The 19,729-nt window shown below is 66.3% G+C and carries 16 protein-coding genes; 6 read left to right on the plus strand and 10 right to left on the minus strand.

Annotation, left to right across the window (positions count from 1 at the left end):
- Positions 1-68 precede the first annotated feature (68 nt).
- Positions 69-1,913 carry an NAD(P)/FAD-dependent oxidoreductase gene (locus R2733_22455; GenBank protein ID MEZ5379278.1) on the plus strand — a complete coding sequence of 615 codons (1,845 nt, stop codon included), beginning with the start codon at positions 69-71 and terminating at the stop codon, positions 1,911-1,913.
- On the opposite strand, the gene R2733_22460 is transcribed toward R2733_22455, so the two are convergent.
- Positions 1,894-4,380, minus strand: coding sequence for a glycoside hydrolase family 3 C-terminal domain-containing protein (locus R2733_22460; GenBank protein MEZ5379279.1), 2,487 nt, complete (start codon positions 4,378-4,380; stop codon positions 1,894-1,896). The two genes, R2733_22455 and R2733_22460, sit on opposite strands and share 20 nt — an antisense overlap.
- A 199-nt stretch (positions 4,381-4,579) precedes the next feature.
- Between R2733_22460 and R2733_22465 the strand changes: the two genes are divergently transcribed.
- The 4 genes from R2733_22465 to R2733_22480 all read left to right on the plus strand — a co-directional run bounded on the left by R2733_22465 (position 4,580) and on the right by R2733_22480 (position 8,709).
- Positions 4,580-5,965: an ammonium transporter gene (locus R2733_22465; GenBank protein ID MEZ5379280.1), complete on the plus strand. Its 1,386-nt coding sequence runs from the start codon at positions 4,580-4,582 to the stop codon at positions 5,963-5,965.
- An 80-nt stretch (positions 5,966-6,045) separates the two neighbouring features.
- A complete protein-coding gene (locus R2733_22470) occupies positions 6,046-6,252 on the plus strand; it encodes a hypothetical protein (protein MEZ5379281.1) in 207 nt (68 codons plus the stop codon).
- Positions 6,170-7,351 carry an L-serine ammonia-lyase gene (locus R2733_22475; GenBank protein ID MEZ5379282.1) on the plus strand — a complete coding sequence of 394 codons (1,182 nt, stop codon included), beginning with the start codon at positions 6,170-6,172 and terminating at the stop codon, positions 7,349-7,351. The genes R2733_22470 and R2733_22475 overlap by 83 nt, the downstream gene beginning before the upstream one ends.
- 158 nt (positions 7,352-7,509) lie before the next feature.
- Positions 7,510-8,709 carry a DUF4214 domain-containing protein gene (locus R2733_22480; GenBank protein MEZ5379283.1) on the plus strand — a complete coding sequence of 400 codons (1,200 nt, stop codon included), beginning with the start codon at positions 7,510-7,512 and terminating at the stop codon, positions 8,707-8,709.
- A 42-nt stretch (positions 8,710-8,751) separates the two neighbouring features.
- On the opposite strand, the gene R2733_22485 is transcribed toward R2733_22480, so the two are convergent.
- The 6 genes from R2733_22485 to panB form a co-directional block, all read right to left on the minus strand.
- Positions 8,752-10,539: a methyl-accepting chemotaxis protein gene (locus R2733_22485; GenBank protein ID MEZ5379284.1), complete on the minus strand. Its 1,788-nt coding sequence runs from the start codon at positions 10,537-10,539 to the stop codon at positions 8,752-8,754.
- Positions 10,540-10,747: 208 nt separating this feature from the next.
- Positions 10,748-11,320 carry a peroxidase-related enzyme gene (locus tag R2733_22490; protein ID MEZ5379285.1) on the minus strand — a complete coding sequence of 191 codons (573 nt, stop codon included), beginning with the start codon at positions 11,318-11,320 and terminating at the stop codon, positions 10,748-10,750.
- A 35-nt stretch (positions 11,321-11,355) separates the two neighbouring features.
- Complete coding sequence (locus R2733_22495) at positions 11,356-12,333, minus strand: MDR family oxidoreductase (protein MEZ5379286.1); 978 nt, start codon at positions 12,331-12,333, stop codon at positions 11,356-11,358.
- 10 nt (positions 12,334-12,343) lie between these two features.
- Positions 12,344-13,159 carry a thioesterase family protein gene (locus R2733_22500; protein MEZ5379287.1) on the minus strand — a complete coding sequence of 272 codons (816 nt, stop codon included), beginning with the start codon at positions 13,157-13,159 and terminating at the stop codon, positions 12,344-12,346.
- Between the two features lie 49 nt (positions 13,160-13,208).
- Positions 13,209-13,616 (minus strand): hypothetical protein, encoded by a 408-nt coding sequence (locus tag R2733_22505; protein ID MEZ5379288.1) that lies wholly within the window; start codon positions 13,614-13,616, stop codon positions 13,209-13,211.
- Between the two features lie 35 nt (positions 13,617-13,651).
- Complete coding sequence (panB, locus tag R2733_22510) at positions 13,652-14,506, minus strand: 3-methyl-2-oxobutanoate hydroxymethyltransferase (protein ID MEZ5379289.1); 855 nt, start codon at positions 14,504-14,506, stop codon at positions 13,652-13,654.
- A gap of 256 nt (positions 14,507-14,762) precedes the next feature.
- Here panB and R2733_22515 point away from each other — a divergent pair, with 256 nt between their 5' ends.
- A complete protein-coding gene (locus R2733_22515) occupies positions 14,763-15,260 on the plus strand; it encodes a hypothetical protein (protein ID MEZ5379290.1) in 498 nt (165 codons plus the stop codon).
- Positions 15,261-15,275: 15 nt separating this feature from the next.
- On the opposite strand, the gene R2733_22520 is transcribed toward R2733_22515, so the two are convergent.
- From R2733_22520 to R2733_22530, 3 genes are read right to left on the minus strand one after another with little or no spacing between them, the layout of a single operon-like run.
- A complete protein-coding gene (locus tag R2733_22520) occupies positions 15,276-17,504 on the minus strand; it encodes an NADP-dependent isocitrate dehydrogenase (GenBank protein ID MEZ5379291.1) in 2,229 nt (742 codons plus the stop codon).
- Between the two features lie 10 nt (positions 17,505-17,514).
- Positions 17,515-18,975: an ATP-binding protein gene (locus R2733_22525; protein MEZ5379292.1), complete on the minus strand. Its 1,461-nt coding sequence runs from the start codon at positions 18,973-18,975 to the stop codon at positions 17,515-17,517.
- Positions 18,972-19,637, minus strand: coding sequence for a response regulator transcription factor (locus tag R2733_22530; GenBank protein MEZ5379293.1), 666 nt, complete (start codon positions 19,635-19,637; stop codon positions 18,972-18,974). Before R2733_22530 ends, R2733_22525 begins: the two co-directional genes overlap by 4 nt.
- Positions 19,638-19,729 lie beyond the last annotated feature (92 nt).

Genomic DNA, 19,729 nt, shown 5'->3' on the forward strand with positions numbered 1-19,729 from the left:
GCCGCCGATGCTACGACGTGGCTGAGCCCGAATGTGGAACGGCATCGCCGAGCGCGCTAGGAACTGCCATGGCCACGAACGACCGCACGACCGCTCCAACCAGCACCGCCACCCTCGACTTCGATCCCGACGCGCTGCGTGACCGCTACCGAGCCGAGCGCGACAAGCGGCGCCGCCCCGACGGCAACGACCAGTACGTCAACGTGGTCGGCGAACTCGCTCACTACCTGACCGACCCCTATGTCGAAGATGACGCCGAGCGTCCGCCGCTACGTGACGACGTCGAAGTCGTCATCGTCGGGGGCGGTTTCGGCGGGCTCCTCGCCGGTGCCCGGCTCCGAGAGGCCGGCTTCGACGACCTCCGCCTGATCGAGAAGGGCGGTGATGTCGGAGGCACCTGGTACTGGAACCGCTACCCCGGCGCCATGTGCGACGTCGAGTCGTACGTCTATCTCCCCCTGCTCGAGGAGATGGGTGCGGTGCCGAGTGAGAAGTACGCCAAGGCGCCCGAGATCCTGGCGCACAGCCAAGCCATCGCTCGGCACTTCGACCTCTATCGCAACGCCTGCTTCGGCACCGAGGTCACCGAGGCGGCCTGGGACGACGAATCCGAGCGCTGGATCATCACCACCAACCGTGGAGACCGGATGCGGGCCCGATACCTCATCATGTCGAACGGGCCGCTGCATCGACCGAAGCTCCCCGGGATCCCCGGCGTCACCAGCTTCGGCGGTCATTCGTTTCACACGAGTCGATGGGACTACGCCTACACCGGCGGCGACCCGACGGGCGGGCTCACGGGTTTGGCCGACAAGCGGGTGGCGATCATCGGCAGCGGCGCAACGGCGGTGCAGTGCATCCCGCATCTGGGCGAGGGAGCGAAGCAACTGTTCGTATTCCAGCGAACCCCGTCGTCGATCGATGTCCGCAACAACCGGCCGACGGCGACCGACTGGGCCGACTCGCTCGAACCGGGCTGGCAGCAACGGCGGATGGACAACTTCAACACCCTCGTGTCCGGTGGGTTCGCCGAGGAAGATCTGGTCAACGACGGCTGGACCGACATCATCGGCAAGCTCCTGTTCCGGGTGGCGAACGACGCCGACGCCGATCTCTCGCCCGAAGGTCTCGCCGCCACGATGGAGCTGGCCGACTTCGAGAAGATGAACCAGATCCGGGCCCGCGTCGACGAGATCGTGAAGGACGTCGCCACCGCCGAGGCGCTCAAGCCGTGGTATCGCCAGTTCTGCAAGCGGCCGTGCTTCCACGACGAGTACCTCGACACCTACAACCGCGACAACGTCACGCTGGTCGACACCCGGGGCCAGGGCGTCAACGAGATCACCGAACGTGGCGTGGTGTTCGACGGTGTCGAGTACGAGGTGGACTGCATCATCTACGCCACGGGGTTCGAGGTCGGCACCGACTACACCCGTCGGTCGGGCTACGAGTTGGTCGGTCGCAACGGGCTCACGCTCACCGAGAAGTGGGAAGACGGCGTCTCGACCTTTCATGGACTGTTCTCTCGGGGGTTCCCGAACTGCTTCATCATGGGCCACCTCCAGTCCGGGTTCACCGTGAACTATCCCCACCTGTTGAACGAGCAGAGTCAACACCTCGCCCACATCCTGCGAACGGCCATCGATGCCGGCACGCCGATCATCGAGGCCCAGCAGGCTGCCGAGGACGACTGGGTGCAGACCATCATCGGTCTGGCTCGCAACACGCAGGAGTTCCTCGAGTCGTGCACGCCCGGCTACTACAACAACGAAGGGCGGCCGGCCGAGCTGTCGGGGCGGAACGGTAGCTATGGCGCCGGTTCCATCGCCTTCTTCCAGCTCCTCGCCGACTGGCGGGCCGAGGGCACGATGCCGGGCCTCGACCTCCGTCCTCTCACAGCGCCGGAGGATTGATGTCGACGTCGAGGGTGGAGTGGATGGCGTTGGCCGATTCGGCGAGGAGGATCTGATAGCGGCCGGGGTCGATGGTCCAGTCATTGTTCTCGATGCTCCAGCGTCGGAACGCGTCGCCACCGAACGACAACTCGACCTCGACGCGCTCGCCCGGCGCCACCACGAGCTTGCGCCAGACCTTGAGCGCTTTGGGCTCCCGGTCGACGGGCGGGTCCACCGGCGCCACGTAGCCCTGGACGACCACCGTGGCTGGTCGCTCGCCGGTCCCGGTGAGCGTCTGGACGACCGTGATCACGCCGCCATCGCCACCGACCCCCGGTGTCGTTCCCGTCACCCTGGCGTCGCCCCACTCGACCGAGCCATAGGACAGTCCGTGTCCGAACGGCAGGAGGGGCTCGACACCGGAGCGGTCGTGACCCCGGTAGCCCATGCCGAAGCCCTCGCCGTAGGTCTGCACTCCGTCGACCGGCGCGTAGTGCGGCCACGCCGGGCAGTCCTCGAGCTGCTTCGGGAACGTGATCGGCAGGCGCCCTCCCGGATCGGCTCGACCGGTGATGATGTCGGCCACTGCTTCGCCCACTTCCATTCCTCCGAAGAACGGGAGGAGCACGGCGTCGACCTGGTCGAGCCAGGGCATCGACACCGGTGAGCCGGCATTGACCACGACCGCGACGCGCTTGCTGACGGCGGCAGCGGCGGCGATCAGCTCGTCCTGGCGCCCGGGGAGCGACATGGAGGTGCGGTCGTTGCCCTCGGTCTCGTGGTCGTCATTGGTGCCGGCCACGATGATGGCGATGTCGGCGTCGCCTGCGGCAGCGACCGCTCGCTCGAACTGGTTGGCCGGGATCGGTTCGGCGAACCCGATCCTGACACCGCAGAACGCTCGAACCAGCGGCAATTCGACCTCGATCGAGACGGGTTCGCCTGCGCGCAGCTCGAGCGAGACACGCTGCTCGGTGGATCCGTAGCCGTAGAACGCCTGGCTCTTGGGGAGGAAGTCTTCGAGTTCGATCACCGACCGGCCACCGATGGCGACGTGGGCCGAACCGGTCACCACCACGCCGATCTCGTGCGGGCCGTCGATGTCGGGAACGAAGCTGCCCTCCAGGATCATGGTGGCGCTCATGGGATCGACGCCATCGGGGAATGAGCCGAGGTAGCGCAGCGACGTGGTGTCGCTCCGCCCCGTGTACACGGGCGCTGCCGACAGATCGGGACCGTTGACGAATCGGAAAGACACACCGGGCTCGCCGTCGGGACCGATGAGTTGGTCGGCCCGGGGGAGCGGGGTGTACTTGTCGATGTTCCAGCCCGTCTCGTACGTCACGCTGCCGAAGCGATCGGTGAGGGCATCAAGGATCGAGGTGTGAGCGAGTGGCTTCACTGCCGAACTACCACCGCCCATGATCCGGGTCAGCTTGGCGTTGGGGCCGATCACGGCGATGCGTGGGTTCGAGTCCGGGTCGAGGGGGAGCACGCCGTTGTTCCTCGCCAAGACCGTGCCGGCGATCGCCACCTCTCGTGCCAGCCGGCGTCCGGAAGGATCGTCGACGCTGACCTCGGGGGCCGCTGCCGACCGTTCGCCGGCCTTGGTGCGCAGCGCGAGGACGAGGAGATCGCGAACGACGGCATCGAGGTCGGACTCTCCAACCGACCCATCGGCCAGGGCGGCGATGAGATTCGGTCCGTGCACCCGGGCCGGACCGGGCATCTCCAGGTTCAGACCGGCCTTGATCGATGGCGCGCTGTCGTGGGCACCGAACCAATCCGACACCACGAACCCGTCGAAGCCCCATTCGTTGCGGAGTACGTCGGTCAGCAGGCGGCGGTTGGCGGCGCAGAACTCGCCATCGATCTGGTTGTACGCCGACATGACACCCCAGGCGCCGGCCTCGGTCACACAAGCCTCGAACGGTCGCAGGTAGAGCTCACGGCGGACACGTTCGTCGATCACGACGTCAACGGTGTGGCGGTCGATCTCGGTGTCGTTGCCGACGAAGTGCTTGACGGTGACGGCGACGTCGTGGGCCTGGACCGCCCGCACGGTCGCAACGGCCAGCGCTGCGGTCAGCTCCGGGTCCTCGGAGAAGTACTCGAAGGTCCGGCCGCCGATCGGTGTTCGGTGCAAGTTCACTGCCGGCGCCAACACGACATGGGCGGAGCGGCGGAGTGTCTCCTTGCCGAGCAGATCGCCGACCCGTCCGATCAGCTCGGGATCCCAGGTTGCCCCCATCGACATCCCGGTCGGTAGGGCGTAGGCCGCAGTTCGCTGCACACCGACGTGCTCACCCCGCACTCCGTTGGGGCCGTCGGACATCTTGACCTCGGGAATGCCGAGCCGAGCCACTGGCGCCGTTCGCCACGTGGAGGCACCGCTGACCAGCGCGACCTTCTCGTCGATGGTCAGTTCGGCGAGCCAGGCGTCGGCCTGGGGGAAGGTTGGATGTGCGTCGTTGGTGGCGGCCATGGCCGCACTGTTCACGATGTAGGAGTCGATGTCCAGCGTCTGGCGTGTCTCGAGTGTTGACCGGCGCGAAACACCGCCGACACAATCCAACGCTTCACTGACACCACTTCGTGTAGCGGGGCTGGTTCCGCACGAAGGTGCCCGACGTTGGGTCGGGTATCGGCGCACTTCGGTGCTCAGAAGCAGGAGACAACCTCACATGTTCCATCTGTTCGCACAGGCCGAGCCTGTGGATCTGCTACGTGCCGATCTCGACAACGTGTGGGTGCTCGTCGCCGCCGTGCTCGTGATCCTCATGCAGGCCGGTTTCGCCCTCGTCGAAGCCGGCATGACCCGGGCCAAGAGCGTCGCCAACATCTTCATGAAGAACCTGATGGACTTCTGCGTCGGTGCGGTTGCCTTCCTGGCCATCGGCTACGCCATCGCCTTCGGTGGATCGATGGACGGCTTCGGCAAGTTCTTCGGTGCCAAGGGCTTCTTCCTCGGCGATGGTGCGGCAACGTACGGCACCTTGACCGTGCCGGTCTTCTTCATGTTCCAGGTGGCGTTCGCCGCCACGGCGGCGACCATCGTGTCGGGTGCCATGGCCGAGCGCACGAAGTTCCGGGCCTACCTGATCTACAGCTTTGTGATCAGCCTCGTGATCTACCCGATCGTCGTTCGCTGGCAGTGGGGCGGCGGTTGGCTCTACCAGGGGGTCGGCCTGCCCACCGGGTACCACGACTTCGCCGGCTCGAGCATCGTCCACATGGTCGGCGGTGTCGCCTCCTTCTGGGGCGCTCGTGCCCTCGGCCCACGGATCGGCAAGTACGACGCCAATGGCAAGGTCCGGGCGATCCCCGGCCACAGCATCCCCTACGCCATCCTCGGCTGCTTCGTGCTCCTCGTTGGCTGGTACGGCTTCAATCCCGGCTCGGAACTGGCCGCGGATTCCGCCATTGGTGGGATTGCCGTTACCACCACTGCCGCCGGTGCGATGGGCGCCATCACGGCCATGATCACGATCTGGCTCAAGACGGGCAAGCCCGACGTCGGCATGACCGGCAACGGCCTCCTCGCCGGGTTGGTCGGCGTGACGGCAGGCTGCGCGGCGGTCACACCACAGGGTGCGCTGATCATCGGCGGGCTCTGCGGCATCATCGTGGTCTTCGCCATCGCCTTCTTCGACGAAGTGGTCCGGGTCGACGATCCGGTCGGTGCCATCAGCGTCCACGGCGTGTGCGGGGCGTTCGGGACGATCTCGGTCGGGCTCTTCGCCCGAGAGAACGTCGACGGCGTATGGAAGCAGGGCCTGTTCTACGGTGGCGGCACCGATCAGCTCGTCGCTCAGGTGCTCGGCGTCCTGGCCATTGCCGCCTGGGTATCGATCACCGCGTTCGTGCTCTTTGCGACGCTCAAGGCCTTCGGCGGCTTGCGGGTCCCGGCCGAGGAAGAGATCGCCGGACTCGACGTGGTGGAGCACGGTTCGCCCGGCTACGGCGAAGGCTTCGGTTCGTTCAGCGGCGCCTCATCGGTCATGTCGCTCGACCACGCCCCGGCTGCCCGACGACGCGAAGCGGCTCCTTCGGAGACCCAGTCGGTGTAACTTCGGCGCTCATGTCCCTGAGCGTCTTCGATCTGTTCAAGATCGGCATCGGTCCGTCGAGTTCTCACACCGTCGGACCGATGATCGCAGCCAAGCGATTCGCCGAGGCGATCGCGGGCCAGGCCGCAGCAGGGAGCCGAGTCCGGGTCGAGTTGTTCGGCAGCCCTGGGCCACACCGGCCGGGGGCACGGCACCGATGGTGCCGTGGTCCTCGGTCTGTTGGGCTTCGAGCCGGCCACGCTCGATCCCGACTCGGCCAAAGGTCTGGTTGCTGCGGTACGTCGTGATGAACAGGTCACACTCGCCACCGGCACCGTGGTCGGGCTGCGTCCCGACTCGGATCTGGTGTTCCACAAGCGGAGCCGGTTGCCCCATCACTCCAACGGCATGCGCTTCACGCTGCTCGACGCCGATGGTGTCGAGCAGGTGTCGAAGGACTACTACTCGGTCGGTGGGGGCTTTGTGGTCAACGCCGACCAGGCGGCAGGTGACCAGATCGTTGCCGATGCCACACCGCTGCCGCTTCACTTCCGCAGCGGCGACGAGCTGCTCCGGTTGTGTGAGGAGCACGGGTTGACCATTGCCGAGCTGATGATGCGCAACGAGGATGCGTGGCGCCCTCGGGCCGAGACCGTCGACGGCCTCCTCGAGATCTGGTCGGCGATGCAGGCCTGCGTCGAACGGGGAATCAGCAACGACGGGTTCCTGCCGGGCGCACTCGGGGTCCGACGCCGAGCACCCGCCATGGCCGTGGAGCTCCGCACCAAAGTGGAGGCCGCCATGCACGATCCACTCACCACGCTGGACTGGGTCAGCCTCTACGCGCTCGCGGTCAACGAGGAGAACGCTGCCGGTGGACGAGTCGTCACGGCGCCGACCAACGGTGCCGCTGGGGTCGTGCCCGCCGTGCTGCACTACTACCGTCGCTTCATCCCCGGCGCCACTGACGAAGGGGTGATCGAGTTCCTGCTCACGGCCGCCGCGATCGGCATCCTGTTCAAGGAGAACGCTTCGATCTCCGGCGCCGAGGTGGGTTGTCAGGGCGAAGTCGGGGTTGCCTGTTCGATGGCTGCTGCTGGGCTCGCCGCGGTGCGGGGTGGCACGGTGGCCCAGGTCGAGAATGCTGCCGAGATCGGCATGGAGCACAACCTCGGTCTCACCTGCGATCCGGTGGGTGGATTGGTGCAGATCCCCTGCATCGAACGCAACGCTATGGGGGCAGTGAAAGCCATCAATGCTGCACGTCTGGCCTTGCGGGGCGACGGTAGCCACCGCGTCTCGCTCGATCGGGTCATCACGACCATGCGCGACACCGGTGCCGACATGAAGACCAAGTACAAGGAGACCTCGCGCGGCGGCCTCGCCGTCAACGTCATCGAGTGCTGAGGATCACCAGTCGGCCTCCCGCGGTCCACTTCTGCGCACATCGTGCTTGAATCGTCGACTTGCGACTCACCTTCGATCGTCACCGCTCTGGGCCGTTCGGCCCAATTCCGTCAAGAACGACCGGGTCTCCGCTCGATACAGCTCGAGAGGAGGTCGCCGTGTCCCCTGAGACGCCCCACACGAGTCGGCACAACCGAACGAACCGATTCCGTCGCCTGGTCGTCATGGCCGCTGCGGCAGCGGGTCTTGCGGCAACGTCGCTGACGGTTGCACCCCCGGAACCGGCGGCCGCTGCCAGCCCGCCCGTCACCTCGGTGTTGTGTGGCCAACCCGGCGCCGACCTCGTCCGCCTCTACCGAGCCTTCTTCGGACGGGTTCCGGATCAGTCGGGGCTGCAGTACTGGAGCGACCAGTACCTGATGTCCGATATGGCCAACGTCGCCTATTGGATGTCGCAGTCGACCGAATACCAGCAGACATGGGTGGGCACGAGCGACCGCGACTACGTGAGCCGTCTGCTCTACCAGAACCTGCTCCAACGCGAGCCCGATGCCGGTGGTTTCGAGTTCTGGTTGAACGACCTGGCCAAGGCCGGACGGGTGGACCAGGTCCGCTTCTGGGTGCAACAACCAGAACTCGTTGCCAACCATCCGGTGGTCGAACCCGAGGTCTGCCGTCAGAACGGCGTCACCTTGCGTGACATCCCGGGCGGCCGGGCTGCGGATGTGAACTATCTCGTTGCCGATCTGAAGACCAGCGCCTCCCGTTGCAGCGTGGCGTCGATCAATGCCAACTGGCTGACACTCAGCAACAACCAACCCATCGGGCTCGGCGTGATCGACGGCAAGCAAGTCCCCGGTGGTGTCGATCGCCAGGATCGCGGCGTCATCGGCGAGCGGTACCGGCCGAACGGCCCGATCGCCGAACTCACTCACGACTGGGACAACGCCTACTTGACCCACAATCTGGCGCAGAAGGGCAACTTCATGCTCGAGGTCGAACGGGACTGGCAGCGTGACGGCATGACGGATCCCAATGGGTATCGCTGGGCTGCCAGCGGCATCGTGATGGCGATCAAGGGACAGATCTCGGTGACCGATGCCGTGATCAACGCCAGTGCCTACACCATGTTGACCACGCGCCATTCGTTCGTGGCCTTCAAGGCGCCATCGACCGTGACCTTCGGGTCGACCACCTCCATGACGGCACCGCAGATGCGTGACTGGCTCCTGGACCAGGGCTACACCGACATCGTCAAGATGGACGGTGGTGCGTCGGTCGAGTTCAACGAAGGCGGACGGGTGACCGTGGCCGGGACGAGCCGGGCGATCCCGGTGTGGCTCGGCGTCGGCTGCTGACCAGCGTCGTCGCCGTCTGATCGGGAACGCCGGTCGTTGCAATCAGCGACCGACGATGGACGACAATTCGGCGGCGACGGCATCGATCGTCTGTGCGGCCCCACCGACGTCATCGGCCGCTTCGGTGGCCGTCTCGGCCGCACCGGCGAGGCCGCTGATGCTCTCGGCGATCTCCGAGGCGCCGCCGGCGACTTCCCCGACACTGCGGCTGATCTCGCCCGTGGTGGCGTGCTGCTCCTCGACGGCAGCGGCGATCGTCTGCTGACGGCTGGCGATCTCATCGATGATCTCGCCGATCTGGTTGATCGACACCACGGCATTGGTGGTGTCGGACTGGATCGCATCGATCCGGGCAACGATCTCGGTGGTGGCCGACGAGGTCTGTTTCGCCAGTTCCTTCACCTCGTTGGCCACGACCGCAAAGCCCTTGCCCGACTCGCCGGCCCGCGCCGCTTCGATGGTGGCATTGAGCGCCAGCATGTTCGTCTGTTCGGCGATCGACGTGATGAGGTCCACAACGTGGCTGATCTCCCTCGATGACGTTCCGAGGCGGTCCACCGCGGCGTTGACCGATTCGGCCGACATCACGGCGTCCGAGGCGATCAACGACGCTGCCGTCGAGTTGGAGGCGATCTCGGCGACGCTGACCGAGAGCTGTTCGACGGCGGCCGCCACCGTCGACACACCGGCCGACACCTGCTCCGCGGCCGAGGAGAGCATGACCGCCTGGTCAGCGGTGTCCTTGGAGGTGTCCGTGAGACGGCTCGACAGCCCGGCCAGCCCGCTGGACGCATCGGCCATCCGACGCACCGATGCCGACAGGCGCGTGGCGAGTCGTCCGGCGATGATCGAGCTCGCCAACGTGAGCAGGACCGCGGCGATGGCCGCAGAAACGAAGGTGGTGCGACGCAGACTCGCAGCGGCGTGCAGCGCCTCCGACGTGCTCTGCTCGACGGTCACGGCCCAGCCGTAGCCCTCGAAGTTGTAGGCACCCTGAGAAGGGGCGAAGCCGTGCACCTCGTCGCCGTAGACCTCGGTGCCGATCTCGCCCTGCAATGCTCGGATCGCTGCCTGATCCCCCTCGTCGACGAGGTTGGCCGTGAGGATGCGATCCGGGTCCTGATCGAACAGCACCAGACCGTTGCGGTCGAGCAGCGTGACGTGTGCCGATTCGATCCCGATGGTCGCCATGTTGGCGTCGACCGACTGCATGATGTCGCCGACAACCCGCTCGAAGCTCGCCACATTGAGCCAGACACGTCGCGCTTGTCCGGTCGTGTCGAACACCGGGCTGGCGAAGGGGAGGGCGTAGGTGTCGCCGGGTGTCGAGGCGGCGGTGTAGGGATTGCTCTCGAGATCGGCGTAGTAGGTTGCGCCGGCGCCGATGGTCCCGTCGGCAATGGCTCGGAACCACTCGGTGTTGCTGACGTCGTCACCGACGAAGGGCGCCATGGCGTCGATGGCTGCACCGTTGTGATCCACCGAGTTGACGGCGATGATGCGGCCGGTGTCGAGATCGGCCACGACCATGGCGTCGTAGATGCCGTAGGCAACCATGTAGAAATCGATGGCCTCGGTGATCTGCGCTGGTTCGCCCATCGCCAGGGGATTGAACGCAAAAGCCTGGGCGTCGCCGTACCGTTCGAACAGGTTGCGATCGATCATCTGGTTGGCCGAGATCGATGATGACTGCAGCTTGGCGCCAGCGGCTTCGCTCAGCGATTCGGTCGAGTTGCGATAGGCGAGGTAGCCGATGCCCAGCATCGGGACCAAGCCCATGACGACGAACGACGCCATCAATGTCGTTCGTAGTGATCGATGTGCCGCCATCGGAGTTCCTTCCCCCACGAAGATAAGTGGGGGAAGTCTCGGCGTCGCTCGCCGGAACGTGAGGCGTCGGGCTAGCGCGCCATCGCAAAGAAATTCGCCGTTCCTCGCTGCGCTCGTCTCTTACTGAGTTCAGCCTGCGGTCAGCGAGCCATTCCGAAGAACTCGCCGTTCCTCGCTGCGCTCGTCTCTTCCTGAGTTCAGCCTGCGATCAGCGAGCCATTCCGAAGAACTCGTCGTTGGGGCGCATGGCGGTGACGTTGGCCATGCGGTTCGACAGGGCGAAGAACGCCGTGATAGCCGCGATGTCCCAGATGTCGTCGGTGGTGAACCCGTGTTGTTCGAGCGCAGCGAAGTCGTCGGGGCCGACCGAACCCTGATCGAGGCTGACCTGGAGGGCGAAGTCGAGCATGGCCTGCTGGCGCTCGGTGATGTCGGCCTTGAGATAGTTGATGGCCACCTGGTCGGCGATCAGGGGATTCTTGGCCCGGATTCGCAAGATGGCGCCGTGGGCCACGACGCAGTACTGGCAGCTGTTGGCGGCGGAGGTGGCGACGACGATCATCTCGCGCTCGGCCTTGGTGAGCCCGGAATCTCGCTCCATCAACGCGTCGTGATAGGCGAAGAACGCCCGGAACTCGTCTGGCCGGTAGGCCAAGGCGAGGAAGACGTTCGGAATGAACCCGGACTTCTCCTGCACCAACTCGATGCGTTCGCGGATGTCGTCGGGCATGTCGGCGAGGGTCGGCACCGGAAAGCGGCTGATGGCGTGTTCGCTGGTCATGATGAATCCTGTTCGGTGGGGGAGGTGGGCCGTGGTCAGCGGGCGATGTCGACGAGGACTCGGCCCCGGGTCTTGCCGGCGAGCTGGTCGGCGGCCATGCCGATGACGTCGCCCAGGCCGATCTCGACGGCCATCAGCTCGAGGCGATCGGTGTCGAGGTCGGTGACGAGACGCTGCCACGCCTCGAGGCGCCGAGGCTTCGGGCAGTTGACACTGTCGACGCCGGCGAGCGTGACGCCACGCAGGATGAACGGCAGCACGGTGCCGGGGAGGTCGGCACGCTGTGCGAGACCGCAGGCCGCCACAGTGCCCCCGTACTTGGTGGTGGCGCAGGCGTTGACCAGCGTGTGGCTGCCGACGGCGTCGACGACACCGGCCCAGCGCTCCCGCCCGAGCGGACGCCCCGGTTCGCTGAGCTCGTTGCGATCGATGGTCGACGCCGCCCCGAGTGAGGTGAGGTAGTCGGCTTCGTCGAGGCGACCGGTGGAGGCGACGACCTCGTAGCCGAGCTTGGACAGGATGGCGATGGCGACGCTGCCGACGCCGCCGGCGGCGCCGGTGACGAGCACCTCGCCCTGGTCGGGTGTGACGCCGTGGTCCTCGAGCGCCATCACGCACAACATGGCGGTGTAGCCGGCCGTGCCGATGATCATGGCCTGACGGGTGGTGAAACCGTCTGGCAGCGGCACCAGCCAGTCGCCGGAGAGGCGAGCCCGCTCGGCGTAGGCACCCCAGTGGGTCTCGCCCGCGCCCCAACCGTTCAGCACGACCTTGTCGCCGACGGCGTAGTCGGCGTGATCGCTTGCTTCGACGGTGCCGGCGAGGTCGATGCCGGGCACCATCGGGAACGAGCGAACGACCGGTGAGGCACCAGTGATCGCGAGGCTGTCCTTGTAGTTCATCGTCGAGTACTCGACGGCGACGGTGACATCACCCTCGGGCAGGTCGGCCTCGTCGACCTCGGTGAGCTCGGCTCGGTACTCGTCGTCTTTGGTGATCACGATGGCGCGCATGGCGCTGACCCTACCGCGGCTTGGTGCGCTCACGTAGCAGGACCTCTTGCGCCACGGTGGCGACGTGGGTGCCGTCGCTGGCGAAGAGATTGCCGACGGTCATACCCCTGGCGCCGGTGAGGCCGTGGCAATCCCAATGGTAGAGGTGCCACTGGTCGGCCCGTAGCGGACGGTGGAACCACATCGCGTGGTCGAGGCTCGCTCCCATGAACGGGTCCTCGCCTTCGACGGCGGTGAGCTGAGCGGGATGGATGCTGCGGACCGCTCCGAACTGGATGGCGTCGGAGCTGAGCGCCAGTCCGCACTCGTGGAGTCGGGGATCGTCGGCCAGTGGGTCGGTGAGGCGGACCCAGCCCATGGAGGCGCCAGCACCTGGATAGCTGTCGAGCGGACGACGCTCCATGATCCACGGCCAGTCGTCGGGTTTGGGGCGGACGTCTTCGGGGTCGGGGGCGAGCGGCATCCGTGCGGTCTGGATCTCGGGGGCGTCTTCGACCACGTGGAACGACGCCGACAGGTGCAGGATGGCACCCCCGGACTGACGGGCGACCACGGCGCGGGTGCAGAAGCTGCGTCCGTTGCGTAGGCGATCGACCTCGAGACGGACGGGCTCGTCGAGCACGCCCCCGCGGATGAAGTAGGCGTGGAGCGAGTGGACACCGAAGTCCGGCTCGACCGTCTGATAGGCCGCCCACAGGGCCTGGGCCACGACCTGCCCGCCGTAGATGCGGCCCCAGGAGTACTCGGCGCTGAGGCCGATCCAGGTGTCGGGGCCGTGTCGTTCCAACGCCATCAGCTCGGTGAAGGTCGTCGGCGAGTCGGTCATGTTGGTCTCGCTTGGGTTGGCGGCATCGGAGTCGACACCGGTGCGGATGCTAGAACTCGCCCTGCCACTCGTCTTCCGGCCCGCCCTGATACTCGGGGAGTGGCTCGTATTCGTCGCGGGGAGGAGGCGGAGGCGTGTTGGCCTGCCGGGGGGCACGACGAGGCGCCGCGGTGGCGGTGGTCGTCGTTCCGCCTGCGTTCTCGCCTCCGGCAGTGGGATCACCGGCGTCGTCGTAGCCGTAGACCATGGCCACGCCGTCGACGTCGAACGGGCGACCGAGTGACACCACGGTGAAATCGGACCAGTCACCTGATTTCTTCAGCACCTTCACCTTGCCGTCGGTGTCGAGCGCGGCCTGCAGCGTGGCGACAGGCCCCATCACGGCCCACTTGCCCTGCTTGGTCTTGCGGAACTGCGGCGCGGGGAGGTCGGTGGCTCCGGGAGAGGACATGGTCATGCGGGTGGTGGCTCCTTCGCGCTGGGAGTGGCAGCTCAGCTGTCGGCGTACTCGTGTTCAGGTGCGGGGTAGATTCCGGCCTCGACCTCTTCCTTGTAGGTCTTCGCTGCCTCGAGCAGGGTCTCACCGATCTGGGCGTATTGCTTGACGAACTTCGGAATGCGGCCCTGAGTGAATCCCGCCCAGTCGGTCCAGACGAGCAGCTGGCCGTCGCATTCGGGTCCGGCGCCGACGCTGATGGTGGGGATCGTGAGTTCGGCGGTGACCTGGGCCGCCACCGACGATGGCACCATTTCGAGAACCACGGCGAACGCACCGGCATCCTCGACGGCGTGGGCGTCGGCGAGGAGTGCCTCGGCGGCATCGCCGCGGCCCTGGATCAAGTGGCCGCCGAGACCGTGCTCACTCTGGGGCGTGAAACCGATGTGGGCCATGACGGGAATGCCGGCCCGGACGATGCGCTTGATCTGCTTCGCACTGCGCTGGCCGCCCTCGAGCTTCACCGCGTGGGATCCGGTCTCCTTCATGAAGCGGATGGCCGAATGCAACGCCTCTTCGGGTCCGTTCTCATAGGAACCGAACGGAAGGTCGGCAACGACGAGCGCCCGCTTCACGGCGCGCACGACGGCGGCGCACAGCGGGATGAGCTCGTCGATGGTGACGGGGATCGTGGAGTCGTAGCCGAAGACCGTGTTGCCGGCCGAGTCGCCGACGAGGAGGAAGTCGATGCCGGCGGCGTCGAAGATCTGCGCCGACATGAAGTCGTAGCTGGTCAGTCCGCTGATCTTGATGCCCTGCTCCTTGGCCCGCTGGAAGTGCCGGGTTCGGACTCGTTTGAGTGCCGCGTTGGTGTCAGGGGTGGATCCGTAGGGTCGCTCTTCTCCGCTCACGCCGACACCGTAGCGAGCGAACGCCACAACCGCAGGTCGAACGCGGAGGGCAGGTAGCCAGCTCGTCGTGCTTCGGGCCTGGTGAGCGCCACACCGGTGTGCCAGAAAGATGAAAGGTCATCGACGGCCGCCAACTGCCGATCATGTGGGAGACGACACAAGCGTCGCGAGACGTGCAACACTCGTCGTCGAGGGACAGGCGGCGGCAGACCGCCGTGCAACGGTTGGGAGAACTCGTATGTGGGTAGCGCTCTTCGTGATGTTGGCTCTTGGCGGCACCTATCTGAAGGTGGCACCGCCGCTTCCGTCACGGTCGAGGAGCGACGCCGAGGATTCGTTCTGGCGCAGCACCAACTGGCAGGAGCGCAAGTCGCTGCGGTCGCTCGTCGAACGGCTACCGGGCGAGGCGACGTCTTTTGCATCGCTCGATCTTCGCCACCTGGTGATGACCAGTCGCTCCGACTTCGTGGAGCCGCTCGCCGTCCGCACCGCCAGCCAGGGCCCCCGAGATCTGTGTCTCGTGGATCTGCCTGACGGCGGGACGCTGCGACTCACCGTGTTCGATCACCGCAATGCGCGCCGCTTTGCCGCAGCATGGTCACCCGACGCCGAACTTGGCATCCGACTCCGCTACATCGAGGGACTCGGCTGGCAGTGCTCATTGCACAACGGCGTCGGCAACCGAGCGGCCGTGGCTTCGGTCTACGGCTGGCTTGCCGACATCGACCGAAGCCACCACTCGCTCGTTCGGTGAGCTGACGCCCGCTGCTCAGGAACCGAGGAGTTCCAGAGCCGAGTTGAACGTGGCACTCGGACGCATCGCCGCCTCGGCCAAGGCCGGGTCGGGTGCGTAGTAACCACCGATGTCCATGGGCTTGCCCTGGACCTCGTTGAGCTCGGCAACAATGGTGTCTTCGTTGCCGGCGAGCGCCTCGGCCAGCGGCGCGAATGCGTCGGCCAACGCCGGGTCAGCGGTTTGCTTGGCCAGTTCCTGCGCCCAGTAGAGGGCGATATAGAAGTGGCTGCCGCGATTGTCGAGCTCGTTCACCCGACGAGACGGCGACTTGCCGGTATCGAGCAGGGTGCCAGTTGCAGCGTCGAGGGTGTCGGCAAGGATCTGGGCCCGAGCGTTGTCGGTGGTCTGCGCCAGGTGCTCGAACGACACCGCCAGGGCCAAGAACTCACCGAGCGAATCCCAGCGCAGGTGGTTCTCCTTCTCGAACTGCTGAACGTGCTTCGGGGCCGAACCACCGGCGCCGGTCTCGAAGAGGCCGCCGCCGTCGAGCAGCGGGACGATCGACAGCATCTTGGCGCTCGTGCCGAGTTCGAGAATCGGGAACAGGTCGGTGAGGTAGTCCCGCAAGACGTTGCCGGTGACCGAGATGGTGTCCTCGCCCTGACGGATCCGTTCGAGCGAGAAGGTGGTGGCATCGGCGGGCGCCATGATCTCGATCTGGAGGCCGCTCGTGTCGTGGTCGGCGAGGTAGGTGTTGACCTTGGCGATGAGCTGGGCGTCGTGGGCACGCGCCGAGTCGAGCCAGAACACCGCAGGCGCACCGGTGGCCCGGGCTCGCGACACGGCGAGGCGGACCCAATCGCGGATCGGTTCGTCCTTCACCTGACACATCCGCCAGATGTCGCCGGTATCGACGTGATGGGTCATGAGGACGTCGCCGGCAGCGTTGACCACCTCGACGGTTCCGGCCGATTCGATCTCGAAGGTCTTGTCGTGCGAGCCGTATTCCTCGGCCTTCTGCGCCATCAGGCCGACGTTCGGCACCGAGCCCATCGTGGACGGATCGAACGCACCGTGCTCCTTGCAGAACGCGATGGTGGCGGCGTAGACACCGGCGTAGCTCGAATCGGGGATGACGGCCAAGGTGTCCTGCTGGTTGCCCTCGGCGTTCCACATCTGCCCCGACGTGCGGATCATGGCCGGCATCGACGCATCGATGATCACGTCGGATGGGACATGGAGGTTCGTGATGCCACGGTCGGAATCGACCATGGCAATGGCCGGGCCTCGTTCGTAGGTCGTGGCGATGTCGGCCTCGATGGCGGCCCGCTGATCGGCCGGCAGCGCCTCGATGGCTTTCAGTACGTTGCCGAGGCCGTTGTTCGGATTCGCCCCGACCGAGTCGAGGGCCTCGCCGTGCTTGGCGAAGACGTCGGAGAAGAACACCCGCACGGCGTGGCCGAAGATGATCGGGTCGGAGACCTTCATCATCGTGGCCTTCATGTGCAGCGAGAACAGCACCCCGGCATCCCGGGCGCTGTCGATCTGCACCGCGAGGAAGTCGACGAGTGCCTGCTTCGACATGACGGTGGCATCGACCACCTCACCGGCGATCACCGGCTGCTCCTTGAGCACGGTGGCGTTGCCCTCGGTGTCGATGTGGCGGATCGTGAACGTGTCGTCGGCGGGCACGGTGACGGACTGCTCGTTCGAGAAGAAGTCGCCGCTGCTCATGGTGGCCACGTTGGTGGCGGAGTCGGCGCTCCAGGCGCCCATCGAGTGCGGATTCTTGCGGGCGTACTCCTTGACCGCCTTGGGTGCCCGGCGGTCGGAGTTGCCCTGGCGAAGAACCGGGTTGACCGCCGAGCCCTTGACCTTGTCGTAGCGGGCCTTCGCGTCGCGTTCGTCATCGGTGGACGGATCGTCGGGATAGTCGGGTAGGTCGTACCCCTTGGCCTGCAGTTCGGCGATGGTGGCCTTCAGCTGCGGGTCGGAAGCCGAGATGTTCGGCAACTTGATGATGTTGGCCTCGGGGGTGAGCGCAAGTTCGCCGAGTTCGGCCAGCGCGTCGGGAAGCTGTTGGTCGGCGGTCAGGCGCTCGGGGAACGAGCTGATGACTCGTCCGGCGAGCGAGATGTCTCGGGTTTCGACGCCGACGCCGGCAGCCGAGGCGAAGGCCTCGATGATCGGCAGCAGCGAGTAGGTGGCCAGCGCCGGGGCTTCGTCGGTGTAGGTATAGATGATCTTCGAAGAGTCGTTCACGACGCCGAGGCTAGCGCTTCGAGGCGTCTCGCCGAGGACCTCGGGCCAGGTTCGGCACCCGGTGCTCCTGCTCCGGCGTCGTCCGCCGGAAGCCGACGGTCACGGTGAGGCCTCCGGCGTCGTTCGACGCCAACCGGAGGTGGGCGCCAGAGGCATCCGTGAGACCCTTCACGATGGCAAGTCCGAGGCCGCTGCCCTTCGAGTCCGCCGAGTCGCCGCCGCGCCAGAAGCGTTCCACCGCATGGTCGCGCTGGTCGGCGTCGAGGCCAGGCCCATTGTCGGCCACGCTCAACGCGACCGTTGTCGGGTCCACCGTCAGGGAGACCTCGATCTGTGCGCCGGGGATGTCCTGCGCTTCGAGGGCGTGGATGGCGTTGTCGATGAGATTGTCGAGGATCTGCTCCACCGCTCCCGGAACAGCGAGCACATGGGGTGAGGCGACGGCGCTCGACAGCCCGACTGGCTCGACGAGCGACAGCGTCACGTTCGATTGCTCGGCGAGCGCGGTCCAGGTGTCGACACGTTCGGCAGCCAGTGCGCCGAGCGGGGTGTCGACGGGCGTGGAGGGACGCTCGGCGGTGGCCAACTGCAGGAGGTCGCTGACGAGCGCGCTCAGGCGATCCGTCTCGGCAATGGTGGCGTTGAGCTCCTCGGCCATGCCCGGGTCGGAGGTGGTGGCCTCGAGGTTCTCGAGTCGAAGGCGTAGCCCGGTGAGCGGCGTCCGCAGCTGGTGTGAGGCGTCGGCAACGAACGAGCGTTGTTGCTGCAGCAGCCGATCGAGGCGCCGAGCCATGGTCGACATCGCCTCGTCGAGCTGTTCGATCTCGGGTGGTGCCCCAAGGACCGGTGGCGCAGGGGCCAAGTCGCCGCTGGAGAAGCGGACGGCGGTCGCGTGGAGCTGAAGGATCGGACGACTGATCGAGCGGGCGGTGGCCCACCCGACGGCGACGACCATCAGCAGCACCAACGCGGCGATACCGCAGAGTCCCCACCAGAACTTGCGGATCTGCTCGGTCACCTCGTGGGTGTCGATGGTGAGTCGCAGGGCGCCGTGGACCACACCGCCCGACGCCACGGGCACCGCCACGTAGAGCAACTCGGCGCCGAGCGTCTCGGACCGCCGGGTGCCAGTGGCTCGTTCCCCCTGGAGCGCAGCAATGAACTCGGTGCGGGTCGAGAAGTCCCGGCCGATCTCGTTGCCGGTGTCGACCACGGCGATGCCCTCGGCGTCGACGATCACCACACGGACACCGGTTCGTTCCGCGTAGACCTGGGCCTGGAAGGGGTCGAGCGGCTGATCACGTTCGAGGTCGTCCTCGTATGCCGTCATGAGCACGGTGGCGTCGCGCTCGGTGTCGGCGGTGAGCCGGTCGAGCTGGCGCTGCTGGAAGAAGAGCCCCAGCGGGACCTCCAAGACGACCAGTACCAGCGCCGTGATCAACAGATAGCTGGCAAGAAGACGACGGGTCACGCCACGAGGTCTACCCCGAGTGCGAAGCCGACGCCACGGATCGTCACCACTCGTTCGGCGCCGATCTTCTTGCGCAACGAGGCGATGTGGACATCGAGGGTCTTGGTGGACCCCCACCAGTTCTCGTCCCAGACCTGTTCCATGATCTGTTCACGCGTCACGACGGCGCCGGGATCGGCCGCCAGACAGTCGAGGAGGTCGTACTCCTTCGGTGTGAGCGCAACGGCCTCACCGTCGAGCGTGACCTGGTGGCTGCGACGATCGATGCGTAGGTCGCCGATGTCGACCGGTTCGAGCGACGGTGTTGTCTCGGCAGCCGATCGACGCAGGACCGCCCGGATTCGCGCGACGAGCTCACGCGCACCGAAGGGCTTCACGACGTAGTCGTCGGCACCGAGTTCGAGAAGGGTGACCCGATCGATCTCGTCGCCCCGAGCGCTGACCACGATGATCGGAACGCTCGATCGACTCCGCAGTTCACGACACACAACGTGGCCGTCGAGATCGGGCAGTCCGAGATCGAGGAGCACCAGGTCGACGTCGCCGGCGTCGAGTGCGGCTCGCGCCGTCGCGGCGTGTTGCACCTCGAATCCCTCGCGTCGAAGGGCCACGCCGAGTGGCTGGGCGATCGAGGGGTCATCTTCCACGACGAGGAGTTTCACTGCGACAGCGTCGCAGCTGGGTGGGGGTTGTTTACCAATTCCTTGCCATTCGCTGGCCCGGTGTTTCGAGGTTGCTCACTAGAGTCCGAAGG

It is taken from the genome of Acidimicrobiales bacterium, from assembly GCA_041394265.1.
Lineage (GTDB): Bacteria > Actinomycetota > Acidimicrobiia > Acidimicrobiales > SZUA-35 > JBBQUN01.

Coding starts and splice junctions, on each gene's coding strand:
- R2733_22455 (MEZ5379278.1), top strand. CDS start 69: ATGGCCACGAACGACCGCACGACCGCTCCAACCAGCACCGCCACCCTC.
- R2733_22460 (MEZ5379279.1), bottom strand. CDS start 4,380: ATGGCCGCCACCAACGACGCACATCCAACCTTCCCCCAGGCCGACGCC.
- R2733_22465 (MEZ5379280.1), top strand. CDS start 4,580: ATGTTCCATCTGTTCGCACAGGCCGAGCCTGTGGATCTGCTACGTGCC.
- R2733_22470 (MEZ5379281.1), top strand. CDS start 6,046: ATGATCGCAGCCAAGCGATTCGCCGAGGCGATCGCGGGCCAGGCCGCA.
- R2733_22485 (MEZ5379284.1), bottom strand. CDS start 10,539: ATGGCGGCACATCGATCACTACGAACGACATTGATGGCGTCGTTCGTC.
- R2733_22490 (MEZ5379285.1), bottom strand. CDS start 11,320: ATGACCAGCGAACACGCCATCAGCCGCTTTCCGGTGCCGACCCTCGCC.
- R2733_22495 (MEZ5379286.1), bottom strand. CDS start 12,333: ATGCGCGCCATCGTGATCACCAAAGACGACGAGTACCGAGCCGAGCTC.
- R2733_22500 (MEZ5379287.1), bottom strand. CDS start 13,159: ATGACCGACTCGCCGACGACCTTCACCGAGCTGATGGCGTTGGAACGA.
- R2733_22505 (MEZ5379288.1), bottom strand. CDS start 13,616: ATGACCATGTCCTCTCCCGGAGCCACCGACCTCCCCGCGCCGCAGTTC.